Genomic DNA, 21,975 nt, shown 5'->3' on the forward strand with positions numbered 1-21,975 from the left:
GTTCGCGCGCTCCGGCCGACGCCGGGCGCCGGGACGTCGCTGACCGCCCGCCGAGCCGTCCCGCGCCCACCGGCCGATGACGCGCCCTCCTGCAAGCAAGATCATGGCAGGTTCCAAGTCAGCGGCAAGCCGGGTCACCGATGCTGTTGCGCGGACGACCATGGGCGAAAGGAGCACGTAACCGCAGAACATGACATTTGCCGCGAATGCCCCCCGCCGCACCCGCCGACCGCGCGACACTGAACCGCCCGCACGACGCCGCACGACCCCACGCGCCCAGCGACGACCTCGCCCGGGCCCGCGTGCCGTCCCGAGGAACGGGCTGTTCCATACCGCCCACCCGGGCACGTTTGACCTTTGCTGGAAAGAGGACACATGACTACGGATGTGACGGGCGCGAACCGCCCTCCCACCGACTCGCCGGGACGCCTCCACGAGGCCCTGGAGGCGCAGTGCCGGCGGACACCCGATCGCCTCGCCGTCGTCGCGGGCACGAGCCGGATGACCTACGCCGAGCTCGACCGCAGGGCCAACGGGATCGCCAACGCCCTGGCCGCGCGAGGTGTGGGACGCGGCGACCTGGTGGGCATCTGCCTCGACCGCGACGAGTGGCTGGTGCCCGCGCTGATCGGGGTGCTCAAGGCGGGCGCGGCCTACGTGCCGCTGGACCCGGCCTACCCGGCCGAGCGCTTACGTTTCATGGCCGAGGACGCCGCCATGACCGCGGTGGTCACCTCGGCGGCGCGGCGCGAGACCGCGGCGCCGACCGGCGCGGACACCGTGCTCGTCGACGACGTGACGCCCGCCGCGCACGGGCCGCAGGTGCCCGGCGAGCCGGGCGACGCCGCGTACGTGATCTACACCTCCGGCTCCACCGGCCGTCCCAAGGGCGTGGTCGTGGAGCACCGCAACACCCTGAACCTGGTGCGCTGGGAGGCGTCCGCCTACACCGCCGAGGAGCTGAGCGGCATGCTCGCCGGCTCCTCCATCTGCTTCGACGCCTCGATCACCCAGATCTTCACGCCGCTCTTCGCCGGCGGGACCGTGATCATGGCGGACAACGTGCTGGCGCTGCCGACGCTGCCGGCCCGCGACGAGGTGCGCACGGTCTTCGGCGTCCCGTCCGCGCTGTCGGTGCTGCTGCGCGAGCCGCTGCCGGACGGCGTGCGCATGGTGCTGTCCGGCGGCGAGCGGCTGACCGCCGCGCTGGTCGCGCGCGTGTACGCCAACCCCGGTGTGCGCCGCGTGCTCAACATGTACGGCCCCACCGAGTGCACCACCGGCTCCACCCTGTTCGAGGTGAGCCGCGACCACCAGGGCGACCCGCCGCTGGGCGGGCCGATGGCGAACGCGCTGCTCAGCGTGCGCGACGCCGCCGGCAACCCGGTCCCCGATGGAGAGGTCGGCGAGTTGTGGATCGGCGGCCCGAACGTGACCCGCGGCTACCTGGGCCACGACTCGCAGGCGTTCGGCACCGACCCGGACGGCACCCGCGTCTACCGCACCGGCGACCTGGTCCGGCGGGTGGACGGCGAGCTGCGCTACGTGGGCCGCGCCGACGACCAGGTCAAGATCCGCGGCTACCGGGTGGAGCTGGGCGAGGTCGAGTCGGCGCTGGACCGCCATCCCGCGGTGCGCCGCGCCGTCGTCCTGGCGCACACCGACGACGACGGCATCGCCTACCTCGTCGCGCACGTGGCCGCCTCCGGCGTGACCGAGCCCGAGCTGCGCGACTGGCTGCGTGACCGGCTGCCCGACCACCTGGTCCCGGCCAGGATCGGCGTGACCGGCGACCTGCCGATCGCTCCCACCGGCAAGGTGGACCGCGCGGCCCTGCCCAAGCTGGGCGCCGCCCGGACGGGGTCCGCGGCGCCGGTCGCGCCCCGGACGGACGACGAGCGCCAGGTGGCCGAGGTGATCGCGGACGTGCTGGGCCTGCCGGAGGTGGGCGTGCACGACCGGTTCGCCGACCTGGGCGGGCACTCGCTGGCCGCCGCCCGGGTGGTGACCGAGCTGTCCCGGCGGCTCGGGCACACCGTGCCGCTGGCGACGTTCCTGACCGAGCCGACCGCGGCCGGGCTGGCGGCGCGCCTGCGCGAGCCGGGATCGGCTCCGGTGCGGCGGACCGGCCGGACCCGGCACCCGCTCACCGCCGCGCAACGCGAGTTCTGGACGTTGCGCCAGCTCCACCCGCACAGCCCGGTCACCACCGTGTCGATCCGGCTGCGCGTGCGCGACCTGAGCGGGAGCGCGCCGCTGCGCCGGGCGCTGGACGCGGTCCTGCGCCGGCACGAGGCCCTGCGCAGCACGATCTCCGTCGGCGAGGACGGCGTCCCGTACGCGGTCGTGCACCCGCCCGTCGCCGTTCCCCTGGTCGAGCATCCGGCGGGCGCGGACCCGGTCAAGGTGGCCCGGGCGGCGGTGGAGCACGTGTTCGACGTGACGACCGAGGTGCCGTTGCTGCGCGCGAGCCTGTGCCCCGTCGGAGAGGGCGTGGCCGAGCTGGTGCTCGTGACGGACCACATCGCCTTCGACGGCGGTTCGACCGGCGTGCTGATGGACGAGCTGGCCGCCGAGCTGGCGGGCGAGACCGTCCCCGAGCCGGCGGTGCAGCTCGGCGACGTGGCGGTGCGCGAGCAGGAGGACCGGCCCGACCTCGCGCGGCTGCGCGCGTTCTGGCGCGACGAGCTGGCGGGGGCGCCGGTGGCGGGGCCGCCGCCCGGCGACCTGACGACATGCCGGGTGATCAGGCCGCTCACCGAGGAGTTCACGGACGGCGTGGCCGCGCTGGCCCGCGCGTGCGGCGCGACCCCGTACGCCGTGTACCTGGCCGCGCTCGCCCTGGCCGCCGGGGAGCCGGACACGCTGGTCGGCATGGTCGCGGCGCGGCGCGCCCGGCCGGAGCTGGCCCGGGTCGTCGGGCCGCTGATCGACACGGTGCCGGTGCGGCTGCGGCCGGACGCCGCGCCGACCTTCCGCGACCTGGTCCGGCAGGCCGGGCAGGCCGCCACGCGGGCGCTGGTACACCAGGAGGTCCCGCCCGCGGACGTGCCCCGCGCCCCGGTGCTGCTGGCCATGCAGCACGCCGAGGTGCCGGTGCGCGCCGGATGCCTGGAACTGCTGACCGAGGTCGGCCCGGGCGCGGCGGTGCACGAGTTCAGCGTGCTCGTCAACCGCACGGCCGCCGGCGCCGAGCTGCACCTGGAGTACGCGGTCGCGCTGCTCGGCCGGGAGGCGGCCGGGGCGTACCTGGACCGGCTGCTGTGGCTGCTGCGGCGCGTGGTGGCCGAGCCGGACCTGGCGATCGCCACGTTCGAGCCGGTCACCCCGGACGAACGCGCCACGCTGCTGGCCCGCGCGGCCGGCCCCCTGCTGCCGGACGACCTGCCCCCGGTGCCGCTGTCGCTCGCGGCGAACGCGGGTGGCGCGGCGGGCACGGCGGTGGTCGGCCCGGACGGCGTCGCCCTGAGCCACGCCGAGCTGAACGACCGCGCCGACCGGATCGCGGCCGGGCTGCTGGCGCACGGGGTGTCGCGCGGCGACGTGGTCGGCGTGCACGTGCCGCGGGACGAGATGTTGCCCGCGGCGCTGCTGGGCGTGTGGCGGGCGGGGGCGGCGTACCTGCCGCTGGACCCGGAACACCCGGCCGAGCGGCTGCGCCTGCTGGCCGCGGACGCCGGCGCCCGCGTGGTCCTCACCCGCGGCGGGACGCCCCTGGAGACGGCGCCCGGCGAGGACGGGCCGGTGACGCTCGACGTGGACCGGCTCGCGACGGGCTCCCGCGCGGACCTTCCCGAGGTGCGCGCCGAGGACCTGGCGTACGTCACCTACACCTCCGGCTCCACCGGCGCCCCCAAGGGGGTCGAGGTCACCCACGGCGCCCTGGCCGCCCTCGTGGCCGGGATGATCTCGACGCTCCGCCTCGGCCCGGCCGACGTGCAGCCCGCGGTCGCGCCGCTGAGCTTCGACGTCTCCGCCTCCGAGCTGTGGAGCGTCCTGGCCGCCGGCGGCACGTCGGTGGTGGTGGACAGGGCCACGGCCACCGACGGGCACGCGCTGGCGGAGCTGATCACCACGAGCGCGGCCACGGTGATCGACCTGGTGCCGACCGCGTACCGGATGCTGATCGCGGCGGGCTGGGCGGGTGACCCCGCGCTGCGCGCCGTCGCCGGCGGGGAGGCTCTGGACCCGGCGCTGGCCGAGCAGATCCTGCTGCGCGTCGGCGAGTTGTGGAACGCCTACGGGCCCACCGAGACCACCGTCACCTCCATGCTGCACCGGGTGCGCGCGCACGAGGGCGACCGGGTGCCGATCGGGTCGCCGATGCCGGGCGAGCGGGCGTACGTGGTCGACGCGCGGCTGCGGCTGGTGCCGCCGGGCGCGGTCGGCGAGCTGCTGCTGGGCGGCGCCGGGGTGGCCCGCGGGTACCGGGGCCGTCCGGACCTCACCGCGGCCGCCTTCGTGGCCGATCCGTTCACGCCGGACGGCCGCTGCTACCGCACCGGCGACCTGGCGCGCCGGCGGCCGGACGGGACGCTGGAGTTCCACGGCCGCCGCGACCACCAGGTGAAGGTCCGCGGTTACCGGATCGAGCTGGGCGAGGTCGAGGCCGTGCTGCGCGAGGTCGCCGAGGCCGCGGTGACCGTGGCGGGCACGGACGCGCAGGCCCACCTGGTCGGCTACGTCGCGCCGGAGACGGCGGACCTGGCCGCGGTCGAGCGGCACGCCCGGTCCCGGCTGCCCGGCCACATGGTGCCGCGCCGCTGGGTCGCGCTGCCGGCCCTGCCCACGCTGCCCAGCGGCAAGGTGGACCGCCACGCGCTGCCCGAGCCGGACACCGGCCCGGCCCCGGCGCGGGTCGAGCCGGCCACCGAGGCCGAGCTCCTGGTGGCCGCCGTCTGGGCCGAGGTGCTCGAACGGCCCGAGGTCTGGGCCGGCGACGACTTCTTCGCCCTCGGCGGAGCCTCGTTCGCCGCGACCAGGGTGGCCGCCCGCCTGCGCGAGATGTTGCAGGTCACCGTGCCCGTGCGGTTGGTGTTCGACCGGCCGGTGCTGGCCGATTTCGCCGCCGCGCTGGAGGAACTGCTGGCCGCCGACCTGATGGAGGGGGACGAGGGATGACCGAGGTACGTGAGGACCGGATCGCCGAACTCGTCCGCTCCAGGCTCGCCGCCGCTCTGAAGCAGAAGGAGCAGGCCGCCGTCCCCCGGATCCCGGCGACGTCGGCCGCGGACATGCCGCTGTCGCCGGCGCAGGAGCGGCTGTGGTTCCTGGCCCAGCTCGAACCGGGCACGCCCGCCTACAACGTGCCGCTGACGCTGCGGCTGCGCGGCCCGGTGGACGTCGCCGCCCTCACCGGCGCGGTGGCGGACCTGGCCGAGCGGCACTGGATCCTGCGCGGCGTCATCGAGGACGGACGCGTGCGGCCCGTCGCCGCCGTGCCGGTGCCCGTGGTCGACATGGTGAACGCCGGCCCGGCGGAGCTGGAGCGGGAGCTGGCCGACCACGCCTGGCGGCCGTTCCGGCTGGACGCCGAGCCGCCCCTGCGGGCCACGCTCTACCGGCTCGGCGACGAGGAGTGCGTGCTCGCGCTCACCCTGCACCACATCGCCACCGACGCCTGGTCGGAACGCGTCCTGCTGGACGATCTCGCCCACCTGTACGCCGCCCGCCTCGGCCTGGAGCCGCCCCCCGCTCCCCCGGCCCTGCAGTACGCGGACGTGGCCGCGTGGGAGGCCGGGCGGCCCGACGCCGACCTCGACTGGTGGGCCGCCCACCTGGCGGGCCTGCCGCCGGTGCTCGACCTGCCGCTCGCCCGCCCGCGCCCGGCCGTCCCCACGTGGGAGGGGGCGGCGGTCGCGGTGGAGGTGCCCGAGGCGTTGTCGGCCAAGGTGCGCGCGGTGGCCGGGACGTCGCCGTTCATGGTGTTCCTGGCCGGGTTGCAGGCGTTGCTGAGCCGCCTGTCCGGCGTGGACGACATCGCCGTCGGCGTGCCGCACGCGGGCCGCCACCACCCCGACGCCGAGCGGGTCGTCGGCTGTTTCATCAACACGCTGGTGGTGCGCGGCGACACCGCGGGCGACCCGACCGGCGCCGAGCTGCTCGCACGGGCGCGCACGGCGGCGCTGGACGCGTTCGCGCGCGCCGGCACGCCGTTCGAGCGGGTCGTGGAGCGGCTGCAGCCGGAGCGGAACCTCGCGGTCACGCCGCTGTTCCAGGTGATGCTCAACGTCTACGACACCGGCGCGCCGCTGTCGCTGCCGGGGCTGACGGTCGAGGCCGGGACGCCGCCCGCGCCGACCGCCAAGTTCGACCTGAACCTGGAGCTCGGCGACGACGGCACCCGTTTCTCGGGCGAGTTACGCTTCCGCACCGACCTGTTCGACGAGGCCACCGTGCGCCGGCTGGCCGGCTGGTACCTGGAGCTGCTGGACGGCATGCTCACCGACCCGGACGCGCCGGTGCGGCTGCCGGCCGGCGACGACCTGCGCGGCCCGGACGCCGGTCTGCCCGTGGACGTGCCGCTGCACACGCTGGTCGAGCGGATGGCCGACGCCCGCCCCGACGCGGTCGCGGTCGGCTCGCTCAGCTACGCGGAGCTGGACCGCCGCGCCAACCAGGTGGCCCACTGGCTGCTGGAGAGCGGGGTACGGCCGCAGGAGCCGGTCGGCGTGCTGCTGGAGCGGCGGCCCGAGCTGGTGGTCGCCGTGCTCGGCGTGCTCAAGGCGGGCGCCGCCTACCTGCCGCTCGACCCGGTCTACCCGGAGCGGCGCAACCAGGCGGTGGTGGCCGACGCCGGAGCGCGGATCGTGCTCACCGGCGCCGAGCTCGCCGCCGCGGCGGAGGCGTCCGGCGAGCGTCCCGGCGTGGCGGTGCGGCCGGAGCACCTGGCGTACGTGATCTACACCTCGGGCTCGACCGGACGGCCGAAGGGCGTCGCGGTCGAGCACCGGCACATCACGCACTACCTTGGCGCGGTGGCCGAGGTCGTCCCCGCGGGGATGACGTCGTTCGCGCTGGTCTCCACCGCCGCCGCCGACCTGGGCATGACGAACCTGTGGTGCGCGCTGACCACGGGCGCCCCCCTCCACCTGATCGACCACGAGACGGCCACCGACCCGGCCGCGTTCGCCGCCCGCCTGGCGGCGCACCCGGTGGACGCGATCAAGATGGTGCCCAGCCAGCTCGAACTCCTCGGCACGGCCGCCCTGCCCGCCAAGCTGCTGATCCTGGCCGGCGAGGCGGTGCCGGCGGACCTGGTCGCGCGGGTCCGGGCGGCGCGACCGGACCTGGAGGTGCAGATCCACTACGGCCCCACCGAGACCACGGTGTCGGTGCTGGCCTGCGACGCCGGCCAGGCCCTGGCCGAGCTGGGGCCGGGCCGGGCGCCGCTGGGCCGGCCGCTGGCCGACGTGGTGTGCCGGGTGGCCGACCCGTCCGGACGGACGTTGCCGCCCGGCGTGCCCGGCGAGCTGTGGATCGGCGGCCCGAGCGTGGCCCGCGGCTACCTGGGCCGCCCCGACCTCACCGCGGAGCGTTTCACCGGCGGCTGGTACCGCACCGGCGACCGGGTCCGGGTGACCGGGGACGGGCTGATCGAGTTCCTGGGGCGGATCGACGACCAGGTGAAGGTGCGCGGCTTCCGCGTCGAGCTGGGCGAGGTCGCCGCGGCGTTGCGGGCCCTGCCGCAGGTCGCGGAGGCGTACGTGCAGCCGGTCGGCGACGGCCTGGAGCGCCGTCTGGCCGCCTGGGTGACGCCCGCGGCGGTGGACGTGGCGCAGGTGCGCTCGGCGCTGCGCGAGCGGCTGCCCGACTACATGGTGCCGGCCGCGATCGGCGTGCTGGAGGCGTTGCCGCTCACCCCGAACGGCAAGGTGGACCGGGCGGCGCTGCCCGTGCCCGAGGCGGGGCCCGCGGTGCGGGTGCCGCTCGGGACACCTGCCGAGCGCCTGGTCGGCGAGGTCTGGGCCGACGTGCTCGAACTCGCCGAGGTGTGGGCGGACGACGACTTCTTCGCCCTCGGCGGGCACTCGTTCGCGGCGACCCGGGTGGCCGGGCGGCTGCGGGAGCGGCTGGGCGCGGCGGTGCCGGTGCGGCTGCTGTTCGAGCACCCGGTGCTGGCCGACCTGGCCGCCGCGCTGCCCCGTCCGGCCACTGCGGCGCGCGTGCGGCGCGCGCCGGCGGACGGGCCGGTGCCGCTGTCCGGGGTGCAGGCCAGGCTGTGGTTCCTGGCCCAGCTCGAACCGGACAGCAGCGCCTACAACGTGCCGGTGGCGCTGCGGCTGCGCGGCCCGCTGCGCGCGGAGGCGCTGCTGGACGCGGTGCGTGACCTGGCCGGACGGCACCACGTGCTGCGCGGCGTGGTCGACGACTCCGGCCCCGAGCCGGTGATGGTGGTCCGGGACGCCGCCGAGGTGCCCGTCACCACCGCGCGCGTGGACCGGTCCGAGGTCGAGGACGTGCTGGCCGGGCACCTGGCGACGCCGTTCGCGCTGGACCGGGAGCCGCCGATGCGGGCGGTGCTGCTCGCCGTCGGCGATCCTGGGGACGACGACGAGCACGTGCTCTCCCTCACCTTCCACCACATCGCCACCGACGCGTGGACGCGCGGGCTGCTGCTGTCGGAGCTGTCCGGCCTGTACGCCGCCCGCCTCGGCCTGCGCCCGCCGCTCGACCCGCCCCCGGCGCAGTACGCCGAGGTGTCGCCGGTCCCCGACCCGGCCGACCTGGACTGGTGGGCCGGGCGCCTGGACGGCCTGCCGCCGGTGCTCGACCTGCCCACCGACCGGCCACGCCCCGCGGTGCCCGACCCGGGCGGAGCCGCGCTGGACCTGGAGCTCCCGGCGGAGCTGAGCGAGCGGATCAGGACGGTGGCCGCCGCCTACCGGTCCACGCCGTTCATCGTGCTGCTGGCCGGGTTGCAGGCGCTGCTGGCCCGGCTGTCGGCGAGCGCGGACATCGCGGTCGGCGTGCCGGTCTCCGGCCGCGACCACCCGGACACCGAAGGCGTGGTGGGCTGCTTCCTCAACACCGTGGTCGTGCGGACCGACGTGGGCGGCGACCCGACCGGGCGCGACCTGCTGGCCCGCGCGCGGGAGTCCGCGCTGGGCGCGCTCGCGCACGCGGGCACGCCGTTCGACCGGGTGGTGGACCGGCTGCGGCCGGAGCGGAACCTGGCGGCCACGCCGCTGTTCCAGGTGATGCTCAACTACGTCCCCGGCGTGGCCGGGGCGGAGCTGCCCGGCCTGGAGGCGTCCGAGATCCACCTGCCGGAGCTGACCACCAAGTTCGACCTGAGCTGGCACGTCGTGGACCACGGGCCGGGCGCGCCGCTGCGCGGCGGGCTCGCCTACCGGACCGACCTGTTCGAACCGGGCACCGCGGCCAAGCTGACCCGCTGGTACGCCGCCCTGCTCGACGGGCTGCTCGCCGACCTGGACGCGCCGGTGGGCGCGGTGCCGCTGGAGCCGGTGACCGGCCCGGCGCTGGCCGGCGGGCCGCCGCCGGAGCCGCCCGCCGGGGCGGTGCACCACCTGATCGAACGCTGGGTGGACGAGACCCCCGGCGCGCCGGCCGTGGTGGGGGCCGACCGCGCCCTGACCTACGCGGAGCTGGAGGCGGCCGCCAACCGGATCGCCCACTGGCTGCTGGAAGCCGGGGTGAGCGCCGACGAGCCGGTCGGCGTGCTGCTGGAGCCGGGCGCGGACCTGGCGTGCGCGTTGTTCGGCATCCAGAAGTCGGGCGGCGGCTACCTGCCGATGGACCCGGCGTACCCGGCGGCGCGGATCGCCGCGATGCTGGAGGCCGCCGGGGTGCGCGCCGTGGTGACGGTGAGCGAGTTCGCGCCCCTGATCGGGGACGGCAGGCAGGTGCTGACGCTGGACCGGCCGCCGTCCCTGCCGGACACCCGGCCCCGGGTCGAGGTGCTGCCGGAGCACCTGCACCACGTGATCTTCACGTCGGGGTCCACCGGCACGCCCAAGGCGGTGGCCGCCGAGCACGGCGGCGTCCTGAACTACCTGGGCGGCATGCTGCCGCGCATCGGCGTGCCCGGCGGCTCGTTCGCCGTGGTCTCCACGCCCGCGGCCGACTTCGGTCTGACCTGCGTGTTCGGCGCGCTGACCACCGGCGGGACGGTGCACCTGGTACCGCGCGAGACCGCGATGGACCCGGCCGCGTTCGCCGACTACCTGACCCACCACCGGGTGGACGTCGTCAAGTGCGTGCCGAGCCACCTGGAGCTGCTGGCCTCGGGCGGTGACCTGGCCGCCGTGCTGCCGCGCCGGCTGCTGATCCTGGCGGGCGAGGCGTGCCCGTGGGACCTGGTGGAGCGGGCCCGCGCCGCCCGGCCCGAGCTCAGGATCCAGAGCCACTACGGCCACACCGAGTCCACGATGATCTGCCTGGTGTGCGACACCGAGGAGATCCCCGCCGACCGGCGGACCGGCATCGTGCCGCTGGGCCGTCCGCTGCCCGGCGTGTACGGCCACCTGGTGGACGCCGCAATGCGGCCGGTGCCGCCCGGCGTGCCCGGCGAGCTGGTCGTCGGCGGCCCCGGGGTCACCCGCGGCTACATCGGCCGGCCCGAGCTGACCGCCGAACGCTTCTTCCCCGACCCGCTGACCGGGCAGGGACGCTGCTACCGCAGCGGCGACCTGCTGCGCCTCACCACCGACGGACAGATCGAGTTCCGCGGCCGGGTGGACGACCAGGTCAAGGTGCGCGGCTACCGGGTGGAGCTCGGCGAGGTCACCACCGCGCTGCGGGCGCTGCCCCAGGTCGCCGAGGCCGTGGTGCTGCCCGTCGGCGAGGGCAAGGCCAGGCAGCTCGCCGCGTGGGTGACGCCCGCGACCGTGGAGGCCGCGGCCGTGCGCTCGGCGCTGCGTGAGCGGCTGCCCGACTACATGGTCCCGGCGCACGTCGTCGCCCTCGACCGGCTTCCGCTCAACCCCAACGGGAAGATCGACCGGGCGGCCCTGCCCGAGCCGGTGGCCGAGCAGGCCGCGTACGCGGCGCCCTCGACGCCGAACGAGGAGCTGGTCGCCGGGGCCTTCGCCCGGGTGCTCGACGTCGAGCGGGTCGGCGCGGGCGACGACTTCTTCGCCCTCGGCGGCGATTCCTTCGCCGCGGTCCGCGCGGTCAAGGAGATCGGCCGCGGGCTGCGCGTGATCGACCTGTTCACCCGGCCCACCGTCGCCCAGCTGGCCGCCTTCCTCGGCCAGGAGAGCGGCGGCGGCCTGCTGCACCGCTTGGGCGGCGGCCGAGCCGGCGAATTCACGCTGGTGTGCGTGCCGTACGGCGGCGGGTCGGCGGCGGTCTACCAGCCGCTGGCGACCGCACTCGGAGACCGGGTCGAGGTGCTCTCGGTCGAGCTGCCCGGCCACGACCCCGCCAGACCCGACGAGCTGCCGCTGCCCCTGGCGGAGCTGGTGGACGTGCTGGCCGCCGAAGTGGCGGCGACCGCGTCCGGCCCGGTCGCGATCTACGGCCACTGCGTGGGCTCCGCGCCCGCCGTCGCGCTCGCGCGCAAGCTGGAGGCCGACGGCGTGCCCGTGCTGGGCGTGATCGCCGCCGCCAGCTTCCCGGCCGCGCGGCTGCCCGGCATGGTCAGGCGGCTGTTCGGCGGCGACCGCTGGGTGTCCGACCGGATGTTCCGCGACGCGCTGCGCGCCTCCGGCGGGCTGCTCGACGACATGGACGAGGCCGCCAAACGCACCGCCGTACGGGCCATGCGGCACGACGCCGACCAGGCGCAGGAGTGGTTCGGCCAGGAGCTGGCCGGCGAGGGCACGCCGCTGCGCGCCCCGATCCTGAGTCTGGTCGGGGAACGCGACCGCGCCACCGAGCTGCACGAGGAGCGCTACACCGAGTGGGCGGCGTTCGCGCCGCGGGTGGAGCGGGCCGTGCTGCCCAGGGCCGGCCACTACTTCCTGCGCCACCAGGCCGAGCCGCTGGCCGCCGTCGTGCTGGCGCACCTGACCCGCTGGGCGGCCGGAACGCTGCCCGATCCGGTGCGCCCGCCCGAACGCACCAGACTGGGGTCCTTCTACACCGTCGCGGGCGGGCAGATCGTCTCGGCGCTGGGCACGGCGCTGAGCTCGTTCGCGCTCGGCGTGTGGGCCTACCAGCGCAGCGGCGAGATCCTGGATCTGGCGCTGATCACGATGCTGGCGCAGATCCCGGCCGTGCTGCTCACCCCGCTGGGCGGCGCGCTGGCCGACCGGGTGGACCGGCGCAAGATCATGCTGGCCTGCGACGCGCTGTCCGGGATCGCCATGGTGGCGCTGGTGCTGCTGCTGACCACCGATCGGCTGGAGTTCTGGAACGTCTGCCTCATCGTGGGCGTGACCTCGGTCGTGTCGGCGTTCCAGCAGCCCGCCTGGCTGGCGGCTATCGCGCAGCTGGTGCCCAAGCCGTACCTGCCGCAGGCCAACGCGCTGGCCAACGTGGGCTTCGGCGCGGGCAACGTGGTCGCGCCGCTCGCGGGCGGCGCGCTGATCGGCCTGTTCGGGCTGTCGGCGGTGGTGGCCGTGGACGTGGCCACGTTCGCGGTCGGGGTGCTGACGCTGCTGCTGGTGCGCTTCCCCGACCGGCTGTTCCACCGGCGCGAGGAGACGTTCACGGCGGCGCTCACCGGCGGGTGGCGGTTCCTGCGCCGGCGGCGGCCGCTGATGGTGATGGCGCTCTACTTCGCGGTGGTGAACTTCTGCACCGCGCTGATGTGGGTGCTGGTCACCCCGGTCGTGCTGGCCATCGGCGACTCGGCCGACCTCGGCGCGGTGACCGCCGTCGGCGGCGTCGGCGCGGCCGTGGGCACCGGCGTGGTGCTGGTGTGGGGCGGCACCCGGCGGCGGGCGACCGGCATGATCGGTTTCGTCGTCGGCTCCGGGATCGGCGTGGTGCTGATGGGCGTGTGGCCGGTCGTGTGGCTGGTCGCGGCCGGGTTGTTCGTCCGGCTGGCGTGCATGAGCATCGGCAACGCGCACTGGCTGTCGATCATCCAGGTCAAGGTGGGGCCGGAGCTGCAGGGGCGGGTGCTCGCGGTGAACATCATGATCGCCACGGCCATGCAGCCGATCGGCTTCCTCTCCGCCGGCCCGCTGGCGGACTGGGCCGGACGGTTCGCCACCGGCCCCGGCGGGGGCGCCGGGGTGGTGCTGCTGGCCAGCGGCGTGTTCCTGGTGCTGTGGGGGCTGCTGGGGCTCCGGCACCGGCCGCTGCACCACCTGGAGGACCTCGTCCCGGACGCCGCCCCGCCCTCGGAGGCCGCGGCCGACCTGGACGCCATCCAGGAGAGGGTGCTGAGCGCATGAGCGAGAGTGCTGAGCCCATGGAAACGGAGGGGGCGGCGGGCGCGCGGCTGGTCACCGCGGCCGACGTCCGGGCGGCCGGTGACCGCATCGCGCCGTACGTCCGGCGCACGCCGCTGCTGCGGCTGCCCGGCGAACGGCTCTGGGTCAAGCCGGAGAACCGGCAGCCCACCCGCTCCTTCAAGGTGCGCGGCGCGGCCAACGCCGTGGGCCGGCTGGCCGGGCGCGGCGTCCGGCACGTGGTGGCGCAGTCGTCGGGCAACCACGCCCAGGCCATCGCCTACGCCGCCGCCGAACACGGAGTGCGGGCGACCGTCGTCCTGCCGGACACGGCGCCCGAGCTGAAGGTCAGCGCCGCGCGCCGGCTCGGCGCGGAGGTGGTGATCGTCCCGCCCGCGCTGCGGGAGGAGGCGTGCCTGGCACTGGCCGACCGGTTCGGCGCGACGGTGATCGGCTCCGACGCGTTCGACGTCATCGCCGGGCACGGCAGCGCCGGGACCGAGATCTGCCTGGACCTGCCGGACGCGGGGACCGTCCTGGTGCCCGTCTGCAACGGCGGCCTGCTGGCGGGGATCGCGGTCGCCGTCAAGGCCGCCGACCCGGCGATCCGGGTGATCGGCGTCGAGCCCGAGCTGGCCGCCGACGGGACGGCCAGCTTCCGGTCGGGCACGCGCACGGCGTGGCCGGTGGAGCTGACCTACCGCACGCGGGCCGACGGCCTGCGCGCGCCGGTGCTGGGCGCCCTGGCCTGGGAGCACATCCGGCGGCACGTGGACGACATGGTGACCGTGACCGAGGACGCCATCGACGCCGCCGCCGGCCTGCTCCACCGGAAGCTGGGGGAACGCGCCGAACCCAGCGGCGCGGTGGCCACCGCCGCCTACCTCACCCACCAGGCGCACCTGCCGCCGGGGCCGGTCGTCGCGGTCCTCTCCGGCGGCAACGTCGCGATCACCCCGGAAACCAGCCAGGAGCCACTGGCACGAAGCACCTGATCCATACCAGAGCCAACGGCTGTGGTGGCGGCGCCCGCGAGCGCCGTCACCACGCCACGTTGGACGATCACTCCGCCCCGACCGCCCCGGTCCGTTGTGCCGTCACCCCGGCATCCGGCGCCCCGCAGAACTCCGCAGACTGTGCCTACCCGAGACGCTCCCGCCCCTTGTCCGTCAACGACGCAAGGTGCACCCCTACGCCGAAGGTGGTGAAGCCCGACCTGGCCGCCTTCGTGAACTCCGCGACCACCACGTCCGACGGGAAGTCCTTGACCAGGACGTCATAGGCCGCGAATCCATGATCCCGGACGGCGGCGAGAACCATGTCCGTGGTCAGCTCGGGGTGTTCCACGATCTCCTCCAGCAGGTCGCCCTGCCTTCACAGTCGCACCGTTGCCGCCACCTGTCATCAGCAACGGCTCTTTCGGTGCCCGCTCCCAGCGCCGACCGGTCGTCCGCGCCTCTCGGAGATCATTGCGATGATGTCCGGCAACTGATCACGGGAGCGCTGTAGTGCGAGACGCGTACAAGGACTTCGACTGGCTGGCCACGTACGGCCCGTTCCATGACGTCTCGTGTGTGTCCTTCGCCCGGTCCCTCACCCCTCGCGAAGCGCTGACCCGCCTCGGCGCAGGGCCCGGCGACATCGAGCAGGTGACCTTCGACGGTCTCCAGGAACGAACGATGGAGTGCATCGACGCCGACAACCTGCGCAGCGACTACGTGGGCGCACTTGAGACGGCGGGCTGGACGGTGCTCGTCCAACTCTGGACAGGACCTGCATCCCTACCACGAGTGGGAAGGCCCGGACCTCCACGCCACGTTCCAGCGATCGTTCGCGCTGGCGAAGAAGCTCACCGGCGTCGCCTTCTCCCAGAGCATGCTGGACATGCGATTCCTCGCCGCCAGGATCAGAAACGTATGATCACCACCTCGGTACGGATCCCGACGCGTTCGCCCGGCGACCGCCTCTATGGATTCGACCCGCGCAAGCGGGCGCGCAGGTTGTCGATGCGCCGGTACAGCACTTGGTGGTCGGGCGGCTGAGTGCTCTCCCACAACCGCACCTTCCTGTCGGCGCCCGCGGTGGCGAGCAGATGCCCGTGCGGGTGGAAGGCGATGGCCCGGACGGGACCGGTGTGGCCGTCGAGAGGCCGCCCCACCTGTTCTCCGGAAGCGAGCTGCCACAACCGGACCAACCCGTCATCGCCGGCACTGGCCACCAGGTCCGCTCCCGGATGGAAGGCCACCGACCGGACCGGGCCGATGTGGCCGACGAAGGGGTCGGCCGTGGCGCGTCCCGACGCGGGATCCCACAACCGCACCGTTTCGTCGTCGCCGCCGCTGGCCAGGACGTGCCCGTCCGGGTGGAAGGCCACCGTCACGACCGCGCCGCTGTGACCTGCCAACGGCTCACTGACCGGCTGCCCGGACGTCGTGTTCCACAACCGGACCATGCCGTCGTCCCCGCCGTTGGCCAGCAGGCGTCCGTCGAGGTCGAAGGCGAGGGCCCAGCCGGCGCCGTCATGGTCGATGAGCGGCCCCCGCACCGGCCTTCCCGTGGTGATGTCCCACAATCTCACGGTGCCGTCGATGCCGCCGCTGGCCAGGACGTGCCCGTTCGGATGGAAGGCCACCGACCAGACAGTGCCGGCATGGCCGTGCAACGGTTCACCCACCGGTCGCAGCCCGTCGATCGTCCACAGGCGTACCGTCTTGTCGCTGCCACCACTGGCCACCAGATCCCCGTCGGGATGGAAGGCCACCGCCACGACCGCACCCGTGTGGCCCAGCAGAGGCTCCCGCCACGGCCTGCCCGTCACCGTGTCCCACAGCCGCACGGTCCCGTCGCCGCCGCCGCTGGCCAGGATGCGCCCGTCCGGATGGAAGGCCACCGACCAGACGGCGCCGGAGTGACCTTCCGCATTCGCCCCGTCCACCGGCCGGTACAGCTCATGCGGTGGATCGGAGGCCGGCCCTTGGGCGTCCTCCGTCCGGGCTGTGGGCCCGGTCTCGGGATCCAGCGGGCGACCGCGCTGCGAACGCAGGTCGTGGGCGGCGATCCACAGGGCCTTGAACTCCGTGACGTCGCCCCGCAACGCCTCCACCACGAGCTCCAGGTTGCCCCATCGAGGCAGGCTGACGCAGCGGATCACCCCGTGCGCGGTGGAGTGGCTCATCGCGCCCGTCTGCCTGGCCAGAGCCCGGCTGCTGGGCTGGCCTGCGTGGAGATGCAGGTCCCGCAGGCGTTCGCGCAGAACGGCCAGGGGATCCTCCGGCAGGGGGGCTTGCGGAGACATGGTGATGTCAGGATTCCAGAATCCCGGAGAGCCAAACCCACCCGTGACGGATCCGTGCACATCGCCATCCGGGCCGGGAACCGTCAGTTTCTGTCAGCCGATGTACGGGTTCATCGGATCGCGTAAGACCTTGGCACAGATCGTCAACGGCACTTCGGCGCGCCCCATCCTGAAATCGCGCCCTCGGCACCGGCCGAGGCGATGCGAACTCACGAAGGGAAGCTCCATGATGCTGCCCCACCTCGCCGCACTGGTCGTGACGAGCGCCGCGCTGGTGACGCTCCCCGCCATGATCTACATGTTCTCGGCCGACTCGGCCCGCCGCTCCCGGGCGCTACGCCTGCTGCGCCTGCTGCTGCGCCGTTGACGCCGGTGGCGCGAGCAGCCGGCCCGAATCGGGCTCCCGCCCGGGACAGCTCCCCCGGCGGGCCTGGGTCATCTGCCGCACAGGGCGGTGCCGAAGGCTTCGAAGATGTGCGCGTCGCTCTTCGGGGTGCCGGTCACGTAGAGGGTGACGGCGCGGCCCGAGCGGTCGCGGCCGCTGAGGACGCGGGTGCCGGGCAGGCCGCCGTCGTGCATCCAGGCCGGGCCGCAGGCGAACGGGTAGGAGTAGACGCCCAGACCGTAGTCGGCCTTCGGCGGGTCGTTGGCGGGGACGGTCCGGGCGAGCATGGTCTTGATCGTGGAGGCGGGCAGGGACTGCCAGAAGCGGTTCAGGTCGTCGGGGGTGGAGATCAGGCCGCCCGAGGCGCCGAAGAGGTAGCCGGGCTCCAAGGTCGTGTCGACCACCTTGCCCTGGCTCTTCGGGTCGAACGGGTTCACACCGTAGGTGTGGGCGTGCTTGCCACGGATGTCCAGCTCGTTCTGACGCGGCCAGTAGGTGTGCCGCAGGTTCTTCAGGACGCCCTGGCGGGTGACCGTCCGGAAGTCCTTGCCGGTGACCTTCTGGATGAGCATGCCGGCCACCAGGTAGTTCGTGTTGGAGTAGGCCCACTTCTCGCCGGGTTCGCCGGTGGGCTCGGCGTCCAGGGCGAGGCGCAGGAAGTAGGCGTCGGCGTCGGCGCCGAGGCGGGCCGGGTCGATCAGCGGCAGGTACTCGGGCAGGCCGCTGGTGTGCGTCAGCAGTTGCCGCACGGTGATCGGCCTGCCGTCGAGCAGACCGGGCGCGTACTGCTCCGCCTGGGCGTCCAGATCGATCTTGCCCTGGTCCGCCAGGCGCACCACGGTGGCCGCGACAACCGACTTGGTCACGCTGGCGATGCGGAAGTGCGCGTCCGCGCCGACCATCGGCCGGTCAGAGCCGCGCTCGGCGACGCCGGACGTCCACGTCCCGACCCGGCCGCCGGGCTCACGCACCGACACCAGCGCACCCGCCAGCCCGTCCTGCTGGGTCAACCGGTCAAGCTGCTGCTGCAAGGTGGGCGACGACGGCTTGGCGGCGGCCAGCGCCGGGGACGCGGCGCCCAGCAGGACGACGGCGGCCGCAGCTGCGGCAAGATACCTACGCATGTTCTCGGCAACTCCCTTGGACGAGGTGATGTGCCCATCCTGTGGCTGCCGAGCACCGAAATCGATCATGCCGCCCGGTGTCCGGATGGTAGGGACTGCCCTACCACGCCCGGCTCGGGCGGTCTGCGCCACCAGCGGCGATGTTTGAGGTAGTTTGCCCGGTGGTGTTTTGTTCGATCAAGGAGGAAGACAGATGCCTGACAGGCTGACCCGACGCGATTTCGGCCGGACGATGGGCCTGGCCGGGCTCGGATTGGCCGGCGCCGGGCTCGTCGCCGGTCAGCCGGGCAGGGCGGACGCCGCCGCCGGGACGTGGAAGACGACCGGAACCCTGGGAGCCGGGCTGGGCAGTTTCGACAGCACCATGAAGGCTTTCATGCAGGCCCGTAACCTCTCCTGCGGATCGCTCGCCGTCACCCGCAAGGGCAAGCTCGTCCTGGCCCGCGGCTACACCTGGACGACCAGCACCAGCCTGAAGACCCAGCCGACCTCGCTGTTCCGGATCGCCAGCCTGAGCAAGCCCATCACCGGCGCGGCCGTCCTCAAACTGGTGCAGGACGGCAAGCTCAAGCTCACCGACCGGCTGCCCGACCTGCTCCCCCTGACGCCGCCGTCCGGCAAGACGGTGGATCCCCGGCTGAAGGACGTGACCGTTCTCAGGTTGCTGCAGCACCTGGGCGGCTGGGACTCGTCCATCACCGCCGACCCCATGTTCAGCGACCTGGCGGTCTCCAGGGCGCTCGGCGCGGCGCTGCCCGTCCGCCAGGCCGACATCATGCGGTACGCCAGCGGCCTCGCCCTGGACCACGACCCCGGCAGCACGTACGCCTACGCCAACTACGACTACCTGCTGCTCGGCCGGATCATCGAGAAGGTCAGCGGCATGCCGTACGGCACGTACGTGCAGCAGAAGATCCTCGGGCCACGCGGGATCACCCGGATGAGGCTCGGGCGCACGCTCAAGGCGGGCGCCGTCACCGGCGAGGTGCCGTACGTCTCGAAGTACACGGGAAAGACGGTGTTCGACGCCTCCGGCACGTCCGTCCCGGCTCCGTACGGTTCGTTCAACCTGGAGAACATGGACGCGCACGGCGGCTGGCTGGGAACGGCGGTCGATCTGGTGCGCTTCGCCGGGATCTTCGACGCCGCCGGCTCCGTGCTCACCTCGACGTCGATCTCCCGGGCCTTCGCCCAACCCGAGACCGGCGTCAACGGCGACGGCTGGTGGTACGGCTGCGGCTGGTCGGTCCGCAACGTCACCGGCGGCCGCAACACCTGGCACACCGGCAGCCTCCCCGGCACCTACACCCTGCTGGTGCGGCGGTATGACGGGCTCACCTGGGCCGCGCTCTTCAACCAGCGCGACGACGCCTCGGGCCTGAGCTACGCCGACATCGACCCGGCCCTCCACAAGGCCGCCAACGCGGTGACCACCTGGCCCACCGTAGACCTGTACGGCACCTACCTCTGACGAGAACCCACCGTTGACCGGCCTCCGGCACGTGAGGCCGGTCGCGCGGGAGCTCTCGCGGGCCCGGACGGTGATCGGGGGCGTCGGCCGGCCCGCGGTGGCCACGGACGCGCTGGTCCGGGTGGCGGCGATCGCGGGGGCGGCACTGGCCAGGACGCGGCCCTTCCCCACCACCAGGCCCGGCACCTCCCGTGTCGAACAATCTGCGGGCATGGATTCCGCATGACGCCCTGTCACCACGGACGTCCTGACCATGCCGACCTACGCTGCCCGCATGGCTTTTGTTATCCCAGAGATCAAGGTCGGCCTGGCCGAACTCGGCGGCGGGCCGGACGCCTGGTGCTCGAAGTGCGGCAAGCGTGCGACCCTGTACGCCGTCGACCCGGCGACCGGAAGGCCCACGTACGTCTGCACGGCCGACGCCGGTTCCGAGGTGGAGGCAATGCTCCTGCGCTCCCCCGACTAGACGGATCACCACCGCGATGCCAGCCTTTCCAGCCTCCGCGCCGAAGGAACGAGGTGTTCCTCGACGCCGTAGACCGAACCATGAGTGTTCGCCCCCGAGGAACGGGCGCCCCACGCCGTCCGAACGTCGCTCTCGCCGGGTGACGGCGTTCGCCTAGACAGGACTTCAGCCCCTCCCGTCCGACCGGACGAGTTCTTGAGCCCCCCAGGCCGGACGTTTACGCTCGCGCCATGCCGATGATCGCCGTGTTCGCCGGATCCGCCGCCCTGCTGGTCGTGGCCGTGGTCGCGTTCGTCGCCAGGCGCCGGCTGGCGGTGGTGACCGTACGGGGGGAGAGCATGGTGCCGGCGTTGCGGCCCGGCGACCGGTTGCTGGTGCTGCGCGGGAAGGCGGTCCGGCGCGGGCAGATCGTGGTGCTCGAAGCGATCGGGCCGGGAATGCGGTGGCGGGACGGGCCGCTGCCCGAGGTCGCGGCCGCCGACTGGGTGGTCAAGCGGGTCGCGGCGCTGCCGGGCGAACCGGTGCCGCCGCAGTGCCCCGGGCTGCCCGCCACGGTGCCGCCCGGAAAGCTCGTGGTGCTGGGGGACGGGGAGATCAGCGCGGACTCGCGGTTGTGGGGCCTCGTCCCGGCCGATCGGGTTCTGGGGGTCGTCCTACGCACCCTTGTTAGTACGTCTTAACAGCCCCATACTCCATTATGTCCGGACATTTCCTGACAACGGGGCTGGGATATGCGTCTGGTCTTTTCCGCCGCAGGACTGGCCGCGACCACCTTCACCATCTCCCCGCTGCACCACACCCTGTTCGCCGCCCTGTGCCTGCATCATCCCGGCTTCGCCGTACCCGGATCGCCGTGGCGGGATCTGGCGCGCAGGACGCCCGCCAGAGCCATGCCGTTCGTCCGGCGTGTCCACCACGCACCGCACAGCGTGTCCGGCTTCCTCTGGGCCGACCTGCCGCTGCCGCCCGGCGCGGGCACGCTCAACGACGAGCTCGACGTCCAGCCCGGTCTCGGTGACGTCGCCGACGCGCTCCGCGCCTTCTACGTCAGCTGCGTGGCCCCCGAGTGGGACGCGATCCGCCACCGCCTGAACGCCCACGTGAACCGCTACTCCGAGCTGATCTGCGTGCGGGGATTCGGCCGTACGCTGCCCAGGCTCACCCCCAGGCTGAGCTGGTACGGCTGCGCCCTGCAGATCGACACCTCGGACCTGTGCCCGTCGCCGGTGGAGCTCGGCGACGGGGGCGTGGCGTTCTCGCCGCTGATGTGCGCCAGCCGCTGCTTCCTCGCACTGTCGCCGCCCCGCGGCGGCAGCAGGGCGGTCATCGCCTATCCGGCCGGCGACGAGGGCGCCCGGCGTCCCGCGTCGGTGGACGCCCTGGCCCAGGTCGTCGGGCAGGCCCGCGCCAGGGTGCTGCGCTCGATCGGCGGCGGCTCGGCGACCGGCGAGCTGGCCAGGTCGCTGGCGGTGAGCGCGTCCACGGTGTCCGAGCACGTGACGGCGTTGCGGCTGGCGGGGCTCGTGAACACCTACCGCGAAGGCCGGGCCGTGCGGCACGTGCTCACCTCGCTGGGCCACGAACTCCTCGAATACAGCGCCTGATTTGTCGCATTTCGGTGGCGGTCCGAAAGGATTGCCCCTCCCCTGACCCGATGGTGATGATCAGGCGAATACAGCCCCTCTCACCCAGGAGGTCGGATGACTCGCACACTCAAGGCGTTGGGCGACCGGATGCTCGGCGCCCTGCTGCCCGCCAGCACCGCGGACGCCAGGGGGTGCCCCTACGAGTGCTGGTGCTACCACTGGCTCGACCACACCGCGTGGACCTGCGTGCGGCCGGACTGCACGACCTACGTGTCCTGCTACGAGTGCTGCTGACCCTCCACACCCCGCCCACGACCCCTTCGCTGGGGGTCGTGGGC

Annotated in this window: 14 protein-coding genes and 1 pseudogene; 12 read left to right on the forward strand and 3 right to left on the reverse strand. The window is 74.1% G+C overall.

The window, feature by feature from the left end; translation table 11 throughout:
* Positions 1-375 precede the first annotated feature (375 nt).
* Genes ACIBK9_RS28265 through ACIBK9_RS28275 form a run of 3 tightly spaced genes read left to right on the forward strand, consistent with a single transcriptional unit; the run spans position 376 to position 14,305 of the window.
* A complete protein-coding gene (locus ACIBK9_RS28265) occupies positions 376-5,121 on the forward strand; it encodes an amino acid adenylation domain-containing protein (protein WP_397161958.1) in 4,746 nt (1,581 codons plus the stop codon).
* Positions 5,118-13,313: an amino acid adenylation domain-containing protein gene (locus tag ACIBK9_RS28270; RefSeq protein WP_397161959.1), complete on the forward strand. Its 8,196-nt coding sequence runs from the start codon at positions 5,118-5,120 to the stop codon at positions 13,311-13,313. Before ACIBK9_RS28265 ends, ACIBK9_RS28270 begins: the two co-directional genes overlap by 4 nt.
* Entirely contained in the window at positions 13,310-14,305 is a 996-nt protein-coding gene (locus tag ACIBK9_RS28275) for a threonine/serine dehydratase (RefSeq protein ID WP_397161960.1), read from the forward strand. The genes ACIBK9_RS28270 and ACIBK9_RS28275 overlap by 4 nt, the downstream gene beginning before the upstream one ends.
* A 145-nt stretch (positions 14,306-14,450) precedes the next feature.
* Here ACIBK9_RS28275 and ACIBK9_RS28280 read toward each other — a convergent pair whose 3' ends face one another.
* Complete coding sequence (locus ACIBK9_RS28280) at positions 14,451-14,657, reverse strand: hypothetical protein (protein ID WP_352327996.1); 207 nt, start codon at positions 14,655-14,657, stop codon at positions 14,451-14,453.
* A gap of 227 nt (positions 14,658-14,884) precedes the next feature.
* Between ACIBK9_RS28280 and ACIBK9_RS28285 the strand changes: the two are divergent.
* A pseudogene (locus tag ACIBK9_RS28285) lies at positions 14,885-15,013 on the forward strand (hypothetical protein); the annotation flags it as partial.
* Between the two features lie 25 nt (positions 15,014-15,038).
* Positions 15,039-15,230: a hypothetical protein gene (locus ACIBK9_RS28290; protein ID WP_397162091.1), complete on the forward strand. Its 192-nt coding sequence runs from the start codon at positions 15,039-15,041 to the stop codon at positions 15,228-15,230.
* Between the two features lie 46 nt (positions 15,231-15,276).
* Here the strand turns inward: ACIBK9_RS28290 and ACIBK9_RS28295 are convergent, their stop codons facing one another.
* Positions 15,277-16,605, reverse strand: coding sequence for a WD40 repeat domain-containing protein (locus ACIBK9_RS28295; RefSeq protein WP_397161961.1), 1,329 nt, complete (start codon positions 16,603-16,605; stop codon positions 15,277-15,279).
* 226 nt (positions 16,606-16,831) lie between these two features.
* Here ACIBK9_RS28295 and ACIBK9_RS28300 point away from each other — a divergent pair, with 226 nt between their 5' ends.
* A complete protein-coding gene (locus tag ACIBK9_RS28300) occupies positions 16,832-16,972 on the forward strand; it encodes a hypothetical protein (protein ID WP_352356170.1) in 141 nt (46 codons plus the stop codon).
* A 68-nt stretch (positions 16,973-17,040) separates the two neighbouring features.
* Here ACIBK9_RS28300 and ACIBK9_RS28305 read toward each other — a convergent pair whose 3' ends face one another.
* The gene (locus tag ACIBK9_RS28305) at positions 17,041-18,114 is read right to left on the reverse strand and encodes a serine hydrolase domain-containing protein (RefSeq protein WP_397161962.1); all 1,074 of its coding nucleotides are present in this window, start codon (positions 18,112-18,114) and stop codon (positions 17,041-17,043) included.
* Positions 18,115-18,307: 193 nt separating this feature from the next.
* Between ACIBK9_RS28305 and ACIBK9_RS28310 the strand changes: the two genes are divergently transcribed.
* From ACIBK9_RS28310 to ACIBK9_RS28335, 6 genes are all read left to right on the forward strand, one after another.
* A complete protein-coding gene (locus ACIBK9_RS28310; protein WP_397161963.1) occupies positions 18,308-19,585 on the forward strand; it encodes a serine hydrolase domain-containing protein in 1,278 nt (425 codons plus the stop codon).
* A 31-nt stretch (positions 19,586-19,616) separates the two neighbouring features.
* Entirely contained in the window at positions 19,617-19,811 is a 195-nt protein-coding gene (locus ACIBK9_RS28315; protein ID WP_397161964.1) for a hypothetical protein, read from the forward strand.
* A gap of 48 nt (positions 19,812-19,859) precedes the next feature.
* Positions 19,860-20,051 carry a hypothetical protein gene (locus ACIBK9_RS28320; RefSeq protein WP_352356176.1) on the forward strand — a complete coding sequence of 64 codons (192 nt, stop codon included), beginning with the start codon at positions 19,860-19,862 and terminating at the stop codon, positions 20,049-20,051.
* Positions 20,052-20,281: 230 nt separating this feature from the next.
* Positions 20,282-20,731, forward strand: coding sequence for a S26 family signal peptidase (locus ACIBK9_RS28325; protein ID WP_397161965.1), 450 nt, complete (start codon positions 20,282-20,284; stop codon positions 20,729-20,731).
* A gap of 51 nt (positions 20,732-20,782) precedes the next feature.
* A complete protein-coding gene (locus tag ACIBK9_RS28330) occupies positions 20,783-21,655 on the forward strand; it encodes an ArsR/SmtB family transcription factor (protein ID WP_387682737.1) in 873 nt (290 codons plus the stop codon).
* Positions 21,656-21,751: 96 nt separating this feature from the next.
* Positions 21,752-21,931, forward strand: coding sequence for a hypothetical protein (locus ACIBK9_RS28335; protein ID WP_125645566.1), 180 nt, complete (start codon positions 21,752-21,754; stop codon positions 21,929-21,931).
* The last annotated feature ends 44 nt before the right edge of the window (positions 21,932-21,975 follow it).

This window comes from Nonomuraea sp. NPDC050227, from assembly GCF_044459705.1.
Lineage (GTDB): Bacteria > Actinomycetota > Actinomycetes > Streptosporangiales > Streptosporangiaceae > Nonomuraea.

What these genes read in the sequence shown, in the direction of transcription:
- ACIBK9_RS28300 (WP_352356170.1), top strand. Translation starts at nt 16,832, where the DNA reads ATGATGCTGCCCCACCTCGCCGCACTGGTCGTGACGAGCGCCGCGCTG.
- ACIBK9_RS28320 (WP_352356176.1), top strand. Translation starts at nt 19,860, where the DNA reads ATGGCTTTTGTTATCCCAGAGATCAAGGTCGGCCTGGCCGAACTCGGC.
- ACIBK9_RS28330 (WP_387682737.1), top strand. Translation starts at nt 20,783, where the DNA reads ATGCGTCTGGTCTTTTCCGCCGCAGGACTGGCCGCGACCACCTTCACC.
- ACIBK9_RS28265 (WP_397161958.1), top strand. Translation starts at nt 376, where the DNA reads ATGACTACGGATGTGACGGGCGCGAACCGCCCTCCCACCGACTCGCCG.
- ACIBK9_RS28325 (WP_397161965.1), top strand. Translation starts at nt 20,282, where the DNA reads ATGCCGATGATCGCCGTGTTCGCCGGATCCGCCGCCCTGCTGGTCGTG.
- ACIBK9_RS28305 (WP_397161962.1), bottom strand. Translation starts at nt 18,114, where the DNA reads ATGCGTAGGTATCTTGCCGCAGCTGCGGCCGCCGTCGTCCTGCTGGGC.
- ACIBK9_RS28310 (WP_397161963.1), top strand. Translation starts at nt 18,308, where the DNA reads ATGCCTGACAGGCTGACCCGACGCGATTTCGGCCGGACGATGGGCCTG.
- ACIBK9_RS28270 (WP_397161959.1), top strand. Translation starts at nt 5,118, where the DNA reads ATGACCGAGGTACGTGAGGACCGGATCGCCGAACTCGTCCGCTCCAGG.
- ACIBK9_RS28295 (WP_397161961.1), bottom strand. Translation starts at nt 16,605, where the DNA reads ATGTCTCCGCAAGCCCCCCTGCCGGAGGATCCCCTGGCCGTTCTGCGC.
- ACIBK9_RS28275 (WP_397161960.1), top strand. Translation starts at nt 13,310, where the DNA reads ATGAGCGAGAGTGCTGAGCCCATGGAAACGGAGGGGGCGGCGGGCGCG.
- ACIBK9_RS28335 (WP_125645566.1), top strand. Translation starts at nt 21,752, where the DNA reads ATGACTCGCACACTCAAGGCGTTGGGCGACCGGATGCTCGGCGCCCTG.